Below are 12,551 nucleotides of genomic sequence, written 5' to 3'. Positions count from 1 at the left end.
TGGGAATATGCGATTACACGAAGACATACACAACTATTACGAAAAGATTGTAGTTGAAGAAATCATCAAACTTAAACTTGATGAAAAATATGATGAAGATGTAATGGCTGACTTTTGTTGTACGGTACTAAATCAGCTCCCGCCACGATATATTCGCTACGATGTAGATATGGCGTTTTATTTACCGCAATCAGAACGCATACATATGGAACAACGTGTGCAAACAGCAATAAATGTCGCCATTAGCCAAATATCAAAAAAGAAAGAATTAAATGACAAGCCCACTTGATCAAGCCCCTACACATATTAAACTTGCAGTAGATTTAATTATGATACTAGAGCAGCACGATGTTGCTCCAGAAGAGGTCTTAAAAGCACTCGATATTGTAAAAAGCGACTTTGAAAAAAAGCTAGAAAAGCCATAACTCTATTCTATTATTTGTATGTCGTGCTCGGTAACGCTACCTTCGTGCTTAGTGCAATCAATTTTAACTTCACCAAATGTACGTCTAGGTGAAGTTGAACGACGACAGGTCATATTTTGTGCTTTAACGCCAAATTGCGTTATATACAACGCAACTGTTTCGTCTATTTGTTGTTTTTGCTGCGTAGTCGCTGCACTGTAAAATACATCGTATTGCGCAGACCAATTTTCAACCCCCGCTTCTCTTGCAACACCTAGCCAGCCCATCCCTAGTTTAGTAGATTGCTCCAAGTATTGGCCTTTCAAAAACATAAACGCCAACGTGTATTGTGCGCTTTTATAGCCTAGCCCAGCAGGCTCTTTTAAATAATTGAAAGCGGCCTCAAACTGTCCTTTTCGATACGCTTTAATACCATTGTATTCATTCTTTTTCATGGTGGTATCACTGTAAAGGTTGATTGAGCTTGAATTACATCCACCCAAAAAAGTGATAAATACCATAGAAACTACTGAGAACGTTTTCATTCTTATCCTTAATTTATTATTTTTATATGCCGGTTCCGAATATGGCTTACAGTGTTTATAAACCCTGCTATTCTAAAATCCAATATGCATAATTAAAATACTATCATGACCTTAGCAAGCTTACTGCGATTATTTTTTCTGGCCGCTATATGGGGCGCTTCTTTTTTATTTATGCGAATGGCAGCTAACAGCTTGGGGCCAGCGGTATTAATTGAGTTTAGAGTAGGCTTTGCTGCAGTTACTTTATTTATTGTTGCCTTGTATTTAAAGCGCCGTTTAGCGTTTACTGAACACAAAAAACACTTTTTTATTATAGACGCGTTTAATTCGGCTCTGCCGTTTTTATTTTTTGCCTATGCAGCACAAACTATAAGCGCTTCTACTTTATCAATTTTAAATTCAACAACCCCTATTTGGGGCGTAGTAGTTGGTATTTTATGGACAAAAACAAAGCCTACCAAAAGTATAGTGCTTGGTTTATTGCTTGGCTTGATAGGTGTTGCAATACTCGTTGGCCAAAATCACTTTGTATTAAATAGCCAATCAATCATAGCTATAGTAGCGGCATTAAGCGCTTCACTTCACTTTGCTATGCCATTGCATCGCATTACACTAAAAACGCGCCTAAACTGGCCCCATTCGATAATGCCCATGGCTCAATGTGGGCGTCGAGCTTTATGGTATTACCGCTTATCTTATTTATGCCAATACGAGAAATACCAAGCACCAACATTATGCTAGGTGTATTAGTACTGGGCGTAGTATGTACCGCCCTTGCTTATATTTTATTTTTTAAATTAATCGACGATATTGGCCCAACCTCAGCACTCACGGTTACATTTTTAATTCCATTATTTGGCATATTTTGGGGGCATTTATTTTTAGATGAGCAAATAGGGCCAAATACATTACTAGGCGCACTATTTGTAATTGTAGGCACTATGCTGGTTACTGGTTTTTTACCACGAAAAAGGCACTTAGCTAAAACAAGCTAAGTGCCTTAAATTACATATGGCATTAAAGTTTAAATAAATTGCGGATCTTTTGGCGAATCATTCCTGCGAGTAATATACACAATACAATCATTTTTCGCTTCATTACTAAACGCTCGGCTATGCTCAATAGGAACTGAAAATGTATCTCCTTGAGTAAGCGTTAATACTTCATCGCCTAAATCAATGGTTAAGCTACCTTGATGAACAAAAATAACCTCTTCTTCAAAACGAATGTGTTTTGCTATTTTTGCATTTGGTTGGAGTTTTAACGCTGATATATTAAATCCATGTGGCCAATTTAGTTGTGTTTGAATAGGCGTATCGGCATTTAAATTGCCAACTAGTGGTGCTTCGTAAACACCTTCGAATTGGCTTAGGTAAGAGTGCTTGTTCCAATTAAAATCACTTGCTCTGACCACTGTTTGCGCAAGCTCTTCGTCTGTTATTATTCGGTGCTGCGCTATTTGTTCACTGCTAGTAACAGCCATTGGACTAACCCCATCAGGAGCTTTTTCATTGAGCGTTGTATCTACTAAACTGCCATTTTCAAGTAAAATAAGGCCAAACTCTTTTGCCATATCAAATACTTGTGGAGCCCAAAGTACTCTACCCGGATCGTCACTGCCAAGCACTGCATATAAGTAGCCAATACCATTACCTACGTTTTCAAATCCTCTAAAAATATCTAAAGGAATCGAAATAATATCGCCTTCGTTTAAAATTACCTTAGCGTCTTTACCGTCTACACCGGTATAAAATGCCCATGTGCCACTGTGTACAACAAATATCTCTTCGGTTAAGTGGCTATGCTGCGAGTTTAAGCACCCAGCAGGTTGGCGAGCACCACCAATATTAAAGCCATGTGGTATAGAAATATGCACATGCTGATTAGGGTTTTCTGCAACACCTGGACCTATAATAGTAAAATTTTCTTTTTGATCACTACCAGGCGAACGCGTATCAATAAAGGCATTCTTACACGGAATTAAATCATCGTATCGTACTAAGCGTTCTGCAAATAAACTCATTATTCTCTCCTAAATTAATTACTGAGCGGTCCAGCCGCCATCAATTTTTATACTTGTTCCTGTGATCATTGCAGACAACTCACTAAGCAAAAATACACAAGCATTTGCAACATCATCCGTTTGGGCAATTTTTTTCATTGGGATCATGTCATAAACAAATTTTTTGAAGTCGGGATTTTCAAGCATTGGCTTTGTCATTGGCGTTTCAACAAACGTAGGAGCAACGGTATTAACACGTACATTTTGTGTTGCTAGTTCAACAGCAAGTGCCTTGGTGAGCCCCTCTACCGCATGCTTACTCATGCAATACAAAGTACGATTAGGTGAGCCTACAAACCCCATTTGAGATGACATGTTAACCACAGCACCGGCACCAGAGTTAATTAAAGCTGGTAATGCTGCTTGGCTTATTCGATAAACACTACGGATATTCATCGAAATTACATCATCAATATTGTCATCTGTTTGCTCAAGCATTGGCGCAACACGGTTAATACCTGCGTTGTTAAGTAAACCGTCTAACTTAGTAAGTCCACGTAAACGCTCATAAAAAGCATCACTGTTTATATCAAGCGGCCAGATTTCTATTTGCGAAGGAGCATATTCCTTGAGCTGTTCCAAATCGTGTTTTGTACGCGCCACAGCAATTATATTTGCACCCGCATCTACACACTTTTGTACGCACGATTTACCAATGCCTTTACCCGCACCCGTTATCAAAATGGTTTTACCAAGTAAAAGAGTTTTATCAAATCCCATTTGTTCACCTAAATTCTATATTGCATTCGAAGTCATTATTAATTAGAGTACCCACAGATGCAAGACATTATTTAACCAGTACGTCTCATCAACAGTGTATAAAACAACTAGTCACTAAGGATATAAACAATGATAAAGCATTTAAAAAAAGGTCAACCAGTTGACTCAAAACAAAAACAAAATCAATCAGTAAGAGATATTGTAGAAAATATTTTAGCGCGTGTTGAATCTGAAGGTGATGCAGCAATTCGTGAATATTCTGAAAAATTCGACAAATGGACTCCGAAGTCTTTCAGGCTATCTAGTGATGAAATTAAAGCGTGTTATGCACAACTTGATGATCAATTAATCGAAGATATTAAATGGGCGCAAAGCCAAGTCCGTAATTTTGCTCAAATTCAACGTGACTCAATGAAAGACGTTGAAGTAGAAACACTACCTGGCGTTACGCTTGGCCATAAACACATAGCAATGGAGAGCGTAGGTTGTTACGTACCAGGTGGGAAATATCCACTACTAGCCTCTGCACACATGAGTGTATTAACGGCTAAAGTAGCCGGTGTTAAACGTGTTATCGCCATGGCTCCACCTTTTAATGGCAAGCCATCACCAGAAATTGTGGTTGCAATGGATATGGCCGGCGCAGATGAAATTTACTGCCTCGGTGGTGTACAAGCCGTTGCTGCAATGGCTATTGGAACGCAAACTATTGCTCCTGTAGATATGATTGTAGGCCCGGGTAACGCCTTTGTAGCCGAGGCTAAACGACAGTTATTTGGCCGAGTTGGTATCGACTTATTTGCAGGCCCTACCGAAACACTCGTTATTGCTGATGACAGTGTAGATGGCGAATTATGTGCGACCGATTTACTAGGCCAAGCAGAGCACGGTCCTACGTCTCCCGCTATTTTACTGACTAACTCTGAGCAATTAGCTATTGATACAATGGCTGAAGTAGAGAGACAACTTACCATATTACCTACTGCTGATATTGCAGGTGTGGCATGGAAGGATCATGGTGAAGTTATTGTATGTGATACCTATGAGGAGATGATCGAAGTTGCTAACGATCTTGCATTTGAACACGTACAAATTATGACTCGCAATACCGACTACTTCAAAGAAAACATGCAAAACTTTGGAGCCTTGTTTTTAGGTCCGCAAACTAACGTTTCTTATGGCGATAAATGTATTGGTACAAACCATACACTACCCACAGGTAAAGCAGCGCGTTATACTGGTGGGCTATGGGTAGGAAAATTCATAAAAACATGTACTTTCCAACGAGTAACAGAAGAAGCCTCGGTTATTGTTGGTGAGTATTGTTCACGTTTATGTGCTGCAGAAGGGTTCGCTGGCCACAAAGAACAAGCAGACATACGAGTAAGACGATATAGGAAATAAATCATTGTCAAAGCAAAAACGAGTCACCTCATATGATGTAGCCCGCGAAGCGGGTGTATCACAATCGGCGGTATCGCGTGTATTTAGACCCGGATTTAGCGTGTCTAAAAAAACCCGCGAAAAGGTAGTCGCAACAGCCAATGAAATGGGCTATCGCCCTAATGCCATTGCCCGTATGTTGATCACTAAACAGTCTGGTATGGTCGCGGTTATTTTATCATCGCGAGCAAACTTGAACTACCCTGAGGTACTCTCTGAGCTTAACAAAGAGCTAGCACTTAACAATAAACGAGTGCTGCTCTTTACTCTTGATGACGCAGACGAATTAGATGAATTACTCGAAAACATTTGGACCTTTCAGGTTGATGGCGTAATTGCTCTAGCGGCTCACTTTGATAGTAAAAGCCTGGATTTATTTGCTAAACACAGCACACCTATTGTGCTTTATAACCGTAATGTGCCTGAATCGAATGCAAACACAGTTTGCTGCAATCACGATAAAGGCATTAAACAGCTAATTGATTTATTACACCAATCTAACCATAAGTCGTATTTAATTATTGCCGGCCCAGATGACTCCGATGTAGCCAACGAGCGCCGTGAAATAGCTCAAAATTATTTACACACTTTAGGTATCCAAAATACGCCTGTTATTTATGGTGATTATGGCTATAAATCAGCACGAAGTGCATTAGAAGATTGGTTAAAAACAAACACCCTACCCGATGCTATTATTTGCAGTAACGATGTAATGGCCATTGGCGTAATTGATGAAATCAAACAAAACTTAAACTTAAGCGTACCCGACGATGTGTCGGTGGTAGGGTTTGATGGTATTAGTGCTGCGTCTTGGTACAACTATCAAATAACCACAATACAACAACCTATGAAACAGTTAACAAAAGCTGCTGTAGACATACTCATGGAACGTATTGAAAACCCTCAAGCCGCTGCTGAAGCACGAGTTTTTACCGGTTCATTAATTACAGGGAACTCTATTAAAACACGCTAAATTAAGGAATTTTTGTGGCCAAAAATCCTGTTTATATTTTACCTGGTACTATGTGTAACCACCGTATGTTTGAAGCGCAAATAGTTGCCCTTCAAAATGCGGGTTATACCCCTCACGTTATTCCATTTACTGAACAAACAAGCATTGAAAAAATGGCTGAGCTTACTAAAACCATAGCCCTAAAGCCTGCTCCTTTTATTGGTTTTTCAATGGGTGGGATTGTTGCTCTTGCACTTTTAAAATCAAACCCTGAGCTTATACAGTCGCTGTGTTTAATATCAAGTAATAGCCTAGCCGACAAACTCGAACGCCCGGCTATTAGGCAAAAACAAATTGAGCAAGCACACGCTACAGGCGTAGAAAGCGTACTTAAGCTCGACTTTTTACCGCATTATTTCCACCAGCCAAATATAAAGCACAGTGAACTTGCATTAAAAATGGCAAATGAGCTTGGCTTTAACGCTTTTAGTGCACAATTAAATGCCCTTGCAACACGCGAAGACACCCTAAACGTTATTAAGAAAACCAATAAAAAATTACTATTTGTTGGTGGTGAACGTGACGTTTTATGTCCAAGCACTATTCAAAAAACAATGCATAATGCCTGCCCTAATAGCGATCTTATTTTATTAGGCAATTGTGGACATTTCGTCCCGCTTGAAAGAAGTAACACCCTAAACGCACTACTCTTAGATTGGTTGGAGTCTATTAAATGAATTTAAAACAAAAGTTAAATGCTCAACAATTGCTATTAGGCACATTTATAAAAAGTACTCATTATCATAATACCGAAGTACTTTCTCACACTAATCTCGATGTTTTGTGTTTAGATGCAGAGCATGCTCCGTTTGATCGCGGCGATTTAGATAGTTGCATTATGGCAGCCCGTACTAAAAACATGCCGACCCTTATTCGCGTAAGTAATACCGATCACGCCACTATACTTAGCAGTTTAGATATCGGTGCTGACGGCTTAGTACTACCTCACATTAAAACGCCAGAGCAAGCAAAAGCGATTATTAAAAACTGCTTTTATGGCAACAACGGTAGGGGTTACGCAGGTTCAAGCCGCTTTGCAGGCTATACCACACATGCATTAACCGATAACTTAGCAGCCAACAAATCATCTACCTGCATTATTGCTCAAATAGAAGATGCCGATGCGCTTGAGAACATCGATGAATTATGCCAAATAGACGAAATTGACTGTATTTTTATAGGCCGAATGGACTTAACTATTTCCCTCGGTGAAACTAATCCAAGCGCTCCTATTGTTATTGATGCCGTTACTAAGATAGCTAACGCAGCGGCAAAATATAATAAATGCTGTGGCATGTTTGTTGGTAATTTAAGTGAGCTCAGTCATTGGCAATCGTTAGGCGTAAGTTTTTATCTATTAGGCTCTGATCATAGCTTTTTACTAAGTGGTGCTAAGCAATTACGTGCAGACTTTGAATCAGCTACAAGTGAATCAAAAATATGAGTATCCATAACAAAAATAAAGAGTTAATTAAAAACTTCAGAAGCGCACTTTATAACTTTGATATAAATTTGCTCAAAAAAGAAGTCACAAACTTATTTACTGATGACGCATTAATACAACTTTGCTACCCGTTTGAAACACTCGCAAATCCTAATGCACTTATTGAGCAAGCCTATTTACCCCTTAGCAAAGCATTTGTTGGCCTTGAACGCCGCGATACCATTGTAATGGCAGGTAGCTCTATAAACGACTCTGATTGGGTTGGCTGCTGTGGATACTATACCGGCTCATTCGAAAAACCATGGCTAGGCATTCCACCCACAGGGCATCAAGTGAGTATGCGTTTTCATGAGTTTTACCGGATTAAAAATAGCAAAGTGGTTGAAGTACAAGCTATTTGGGATATTCCCGAAGTAATGATGCAAGCAAACGTATGGCCACTGTCTCCGAGCTTAGGCAAAGAGTGGCATGTGCCAGGGCCTGCCACACAAGATGGGTTAATCACCCGTCCTTATAATAGCGAACAAGCTGCGCAAAGTTTAAAGCTTGTGGGCAATATGTGTGAGCATCTTGGATTTTATGCTGAAGGTGGCATTAAAGCCATGAAACTAGAGCACTTTTGGCATCCGCATTTTAGCTGGTATGGGCCAAGTACAATAGGCACTGCACGCGGTGTAAAAGGCTTTAGAAATTGGCATCAAATTCCCTTTTTAAATGCCCTACCCAACCGGGTTGGCGATGCAAGTAAAGGCTATTTATTTGCCGATGAAAACTACGTAGGGTTTACTGCATGGCCTGGTATGAGCATGACAATTAGTAACGATGGTTGGTTAGGTATTGCGCCCGCAAATCAGCAAATAACCATGCGTAGTCTCGACTTTTGGCGAGTCGAGAATAACTTAATTCGCGAAAACTGGGTGCTGATAGATATGCTTGATGTGTACAATCAAATTGGAGTTGATGTATTAGCTCGTATGAAAGAACTAACTAAAGCGCACTATTTAAACTTTGCGCCCTAACAATTAAAGCCGTATAAATAAAAAAGCTCTGTAAAACAGAGCTTTTTTATAGCTTAAACAGGCTACGCCCCCGGATTAGCAATACTTTGTGTGCGTTTTAAAATATCTAAGCCTTGTTGTTTTAACCAATACGGTAAGTCAATAATTACCCAGTTTTCAACTAGCTTATCACCTTCACGATGATATACATCAACCACGCGCATATCAGCAGGAGTATTAGCTCCAGGTAAACCTAAAAAGCCACCAATGGCGGTATTTGTTAAGTTTGGCCAACCAAAAAAGCATGCATATTCATCCTCAGCAAACCGGCAAATATGGCCATTAAATACTTTACCCGTTAACCCTTCTCTAAACGGATACATATGTTGTTGCTGATAACGCTCAATTGTATATGTAGCACCAATACCCGCAGGGCCATACCAAACCATGTTTTCATCCCATGTTTTTGCAAGCACTTCGGGTGGGCAGGTATTTATACCGCTTTGATTAAGCGCGGTTAGGTTATCAATCATCTGATTAACCAAGTTCATTGTGCGCGTACTTTGCTCATCGCTCCCTTCACCTAAACGAACTCCATCGTGGGTACGTGGCCCAGGATAAGTAAAGTATTGCCCGGTAGAGAGCGGTAATGGGTTTAAACCTACTTGTAGCATCACCCCAATAATATCGACAAAAAAACCAGTTTGAATAATTTTACCGTCTTTAACACAGTTAAACTCAGCGTAGCGAATTGTCGCCAATTTATGAGAAGGTGCAATACCTAACCAGTCACGATCAAAGAGGCCCATAAAGTGGCCCATACTCATTACCCACTCGCCACCATCGGCTTCACTTTGCCCTGCAATAAAAATATCTTCACGGCGCTGAAGAGCTTTAAAAGAATGAAATAAAGGCTGCCAAACATGTTCAATTACATCATTAGCATTATTTAATTCATTAAACGGATGCACACCTTTAAAGCTGTAATTATCTGCCAAGTATTCTTTAAATACAGCATTTAAATCATTACCTTGTGTTTTTTCTAATGCAGCATGAAACTGACGAACCAACTGCTTATTATTAATTATTTCTGCCATGATGTTCCCTTGTTGTTTGCGCAATCAAATTAACACTCTTAAACCGCAAATAAATATGCATTGCTAAAATGTATTCTATTTAAAGAGTAATTAAAAGCCTGTAAATACTAAGTTATAAATCGATTTAAAATAATACTAATGACAATTGACTTCGAAGTCAAAGTGATTCATGATGATTCAAAATAAAAAGTATAAATAGGCTAATTAGCCCGTAATACCTAATCTAACAGGATTAATTATGAATGATTTTGGATTATTGAATTGGAGTATTCTCATCGGGTACATTATTGCTAACCTCATACTTGGGTTTGTAATAAGTAAAAAGGTGAGCAGTGCTAATGATTTTTATATTGGCCGAAAAAATACACCTTGGTGGGCTATTGGTATATCGGTAGTGGCAACCTATGTTAGTGCGCTTACATTTTTAGGTGCGCCAGCGTGGTCATACAAAGAGGGTTTATCGGTTATTGCCATACACTTAAACTACCCACTCGTTATTGTGGCTGTTGTGTGTTTGTTTTTTCCGTTTTTTTACAATGCAGGTGTCGCCTCGATATACGAATACCAAGAGCGTCGTTTTGGTAAAAAAGCGCGGATTTTAATCTCCACAATTTGGCTTATTTCACAAACAATGGGGTCAGCCGCCGTACTTTATGCAACCTCTTTAGTACTTGCCTTTATTGTAGATATTAACGTTATTACTGCCATATTTTTAGTCACTATTATCGCACTAATATATACCATGCTAGGAGGTATAACTGCCGTAATATGGACCGATGTTATTCAATCAGCAATATTATTTATTGGTGCCGGCATTATTATGTATGCACTTATTACCTCGATGGATGGCTCGTTTAGCTCAACACTTACTGAGTTAAAAGCACAAGGTAAGTTAGACCCTCTTAATTTCTCGTTCGACTTCACGCAAGTAACCACCGTTTGGTCTGGCGTGCTAGCTATGTCGCTTTATCACATCACTGTTTACGGCACTAACCAAATGATGGTGCAGCGTACGCTTGCAGCTAAAAACATTGGTGATGCTAAAAAGTCGTACTTACTAATGGGCTTTATTGCATTCTTTATTTACCTGTTTTTTATATTTATGGGCGTATTGTTTTACAGCTACTACGGCGGCCGTACATTTGAAAACGACAACTTAATTATTTTACAGTTTGCATCCGACTATGGTCTACCAGGATTAATGGGAATAATAGCGGCAGCCGTTATGGCCGCTTCTATGTCGAGCCTCGACTCAGCGCTTAACTCACTCTCTACAATTAGTACTATCGACTTTTATAAAAAGTATTTTGCACCAGATAAAAACGACGCACATTACTTAGGTGCAACACGCTTATTTACCCTTGGCTGGGCAATAATCATCATTGTACCCGCCATTATGTATCACCTTTACAGCGAAGGCTCAATTTTAGAAATACTCACCAAGGTCGGCTCATACTTTGTAGGTGCTCAATTAGGTATGTTTGCACTAGGATTTTTCTCTAAGCACACCACCGAAAAAGGCCTCTTAATTGGCACATTAGTATCGTTTGTAACTGTTGCAATATGTGCCCTTTACACCGATATAGCATGGCCTTGGTACTGTGCAATTGGTGCCCTAACGTGTGTAGTGTTTAGTATTACGTTGAGTATCGCTTTTGATGGTTTTCAAGAGGAATACAACGAGTACACCATTAAAGGTCAGCTAAAAGTGTTTAAAGAACAAAACCGCCCTGAAAAAGAAAATGGTTGGTATTTAGTTCCAGGTAAGTTTGACTCAATAAACTACTGGTTACTCGGCTTTTTTGTAGTGAGCTTCGCGTCTCTCATGTTATTTGAACATTTTGTATAAGGTGAAATAAATGAATATTTTAGAACAACTTTTTGAAAACTTCAGCGCTGCAGAATTACCAAACCAAGCATTGCTTGCTGATACCGTTCAATGGCAGGTAAGCCACCCTTTTGAACCAATTACATCTAAACAAAATGTAATTAATAATTACTTTAAAGTGCTAAAAAACTCATTACCCGATATAGAGCGTAAACCCTTTATTTCTATTGAGGGCGACTACAAAGACGAGCAATGGATATGCGCAACAGGCTACTTCACTGGCACATTCACAAAACCGTTATTGGGTATTCCGGCCAGCGGTAAAAGTATTTTTATTCGCTATAGCGAAATGGCTCAAATAGAAAACAATAAAGTAATTAACGTTTATACCTTTTTAGATTTAATCGATGTAATGAACCAAGTGGGTGTAAATCCACTGCGTCCAAGCTTAGGTTACCCGGGTTTAATAATGCCCCCCACTACACTTGATGGTGTGCCTGCTACAGCTAAAAACGACGAACTAAGTAAAGCCAACGAACAGCTCGTAATTGATATGCTTACTGAGCTTGGCCGCTACGATGGTAAATACCTGTACAGCATTAATTTAGAAAAATACTGGCACCCAGATTTTATTTGGTATGGCCCAGCCGGTATAGGAACAACCCGAGGCATTAGTGGCTTTAGAGAACACCACCAAGCTCCATTTTTAAAAGGATTCCCTGATCGTGGGATCAATAAAACACTCTGCCTAGTAAGCCACGACAATTTTGTAGCCACCGGTGGCTGGCCGCATATGTACGGTACTCATACTGGGGATGACTGGCTAGGTTTACCTGCATCGGGTAATAAACTGTTTCCGCGTGTTATGGATTTTTGGCGCTGCGAAAACGGAATTTTAAAAGAAAACTGGGTCGCTATCGATATTCCTCATTTATTAGAGGGAATGGGTATTAATATATTCGAGCAAATGCAAAATAAAATCACTGCAGCAAACTAAG

General features: G+C 39.5%; 13 protein-coding genes and 1 pseudogene. 10 read left to right on the top strand and 4 right to left on the bottom strand.

The genetic code is table 11. The features are described from left to right. The first annotated feature begins 7 nt into the window (after positions 1–7). Both I6F45_RS08260 and I6F45_RS08255 read left to right on the top strand, forming a co-directional pair. Positions 8–289: a late competence development ComFB family protein gene (locus I6F45_RS08260; protein ID WP_024590772.1), complete on the top strand. Its 282-nt coding sequence runs from the start codon at positions 8–10 to the stop codon at positions 287–289. Further along, positions 273–425, top strand: coding sequence for a DUF2496 domain-containing protein (locus tag I6F45_RS08255; RefSeq protein ID WP_007584045.1), 153 nt, complete (start codon positions 273–275; stop codon positions 423–425). The genes I6F45_RS08260 and I6F45_RS08255 overlap by 17 nt, the downstream gene beginning before the upstream one ends. Before the next feature lie 2 nt (positions 426–427). On the opposite strand, the gene I6F45_RS08250 is transcribed toward I6F45_RS08255, so the two are convergent. Beyond that, complete coding sequence (locus I6F45_RS08250) at positions 428–949, bottom strand: sel1 repeat family protein (RefSeq protein ID WP_165728573.1); 522 nt, start codon at positions 947–949, stop codon at positions 428–430. A gap of 105 nt (positions 950–1,054) precedes the next feature. Here I6F45_RS08250 and I6F45_RS08245 point away from each other — a divergent pair. Continuing rightward, a pseudogene (locus I6F45_RS08245) lies at positions 1,055–1,944 on the top strand (DMT family transporter). 29 nt (positions 1,945–1,973) lie between these two features. Here I6F45_RS08245 and I6F45_RS08240 read toward each other — a convergent pair. Further along, positions 1,974–2,972, bottom strand: a complete 999-nt coding sequence (locus I6F45_RS08240) for a cupin domain-containing protein (protein ID WP_165740533.1) — start codon at positions 2,970–2,972, stop codon at positions 1,974–1,976. A gap of 18 nt (positions 2,973–2,990) precedes the next feature. Then, complete coding sequence (locus I6F45_RS08235; RefSeq protein WP_165740532.1) at positions 2,991–3,731, bottom strand: SDR family NAD(P)-dependent oxidoreductase; 741 nt, start codon at positions 3,729–3,731, stop codon at positions 2,991–2,993. 129 nt (positions 3,732–3,860) lie between these two features. Between I6F45_RS08235 and hisD the strand changes: the two genes are divergently transcribed. The 5 genes from hisD to I6F45_RS08210 are packed head-to-tail and all read left to right on the top strand — an operon-like array spanning position 3,861 to position 8,649. Next, complete coding sequence (gene hisD, locus I6F45_RS08230; protein ID WP_197160227.1) at positions 3,861–5,135, top strand: histidinol dehydrogenase; 1,275 nt, start codon at positions 3,861–3,863, stop codon at positions 5,133–5,135. Between the two features lie 4 nt (positions 5,136–5,139). Next, positions 5,140–6,147, top strand: a complete 1,008-nt coding sequence (locus I6F45_RS08225) for a LacI family DNA-binding transcriptional regulator (RefSeq protein ID WP_149591888.1) — start codon at positions 5,140–5,142, stop codon at positions 6,145–6,147. 14 nt (positions 6,148–6,161) lie between these two features. After that, complete coding sequence (locus I6F45_RS08220) at positions 6,162–6,863, top strand: alpha/beta fold hydrolase (RefSeq protein WP_197160226.1); 702 nt, start codon at positions 6,162–6,164, stop codon at positions 6,861–6,863. After that, positions 6,860–7,630, top strand: a complete 771-nt coding sequence (locus tag I6F45_RS08215; protein WP_197119512.1) for an HpcH/HpaI aldolase family protein — start codon at positions 6,860–6,862, stop codon at positions 7,628–7,630. The genes I6F45_RS08220 and I6F45_RS08215 overlap by 4 nt, the downstream gene beginning before the upstream one ends. Next, on the top strand, positions 7,627–8,649 hold the full coding sequence (locus I6F45_RS08210; RefSeq protein WP_197160225.1) for an ester cyclase: 1,023 nt from the start codon (positions 7,627–7,629) through the stop codon (positions 8,647–8,649). The genes I6F45_RS08215 and I6F45_RS08210 overlap by 4 nt, the downstream gene beginning before the upstream one ends. Positions 8,650–8,711: 62 nt before the next feature. Here the strand turns inward: I6F45_RS08210 and I6F45_RS08205 are convergent, their stop codons facing one another. Beyond that, complete coding sequence (locus I6F45_RS08205) at positions 8,712–9,725, bottom strand: nuclear transport factor 2 family protein (RefSeq protein WP_197160224.1); 1,014 nt, start codon at positions 9,723–9,725, stop codon at positions 8,712–8,714. 238 nt (positions 9,726–9,963) lie between these two features. Between I6F45_RS08205 and I6F45_RS08200 the strand changes: the two genes are divergently transcribed. Further along, complete coding sequence (locus tag I6F45_RS08200; protein ID WP_165741061.1) at positions 9,964–11,574, top strand: sodium:solute symporter family transporter; 1,611 nt, start codon at positions 9,964–9,966, stop codon at positions 11,572–11,574. A gap of 10 nt (positions 11,575–11,584) precedes the next feature. Further along, complete coding sequence (locus I6F45_RS08195; protein WP_197160222.1) at positions 11,585–12,550, top strand: nuclear transport factor 2 family protein; 966 nt, start codon at positions 11,585–11,587, stop codon at positions 12,548–12,550. The last annotated feature ends 1 nt before the right edge of the window (position 12,551 follow it).

Source organism: Pseudoalteromonas sp. SWYJZ19, assembly GCF_015864375.1.
GTDB lineage: Bacteria > Pseudomonadota > Gammaproteobacteria > Enterobacterales > Alteromonadaceae > Pseudoalteromonas > Pseudoalteromonas arctica.
The sequence above is the reverse complement of the archived record's forward strand: the minus strand, read 5'-3'. Positions and strand labels throughout refer to the sequence as shown.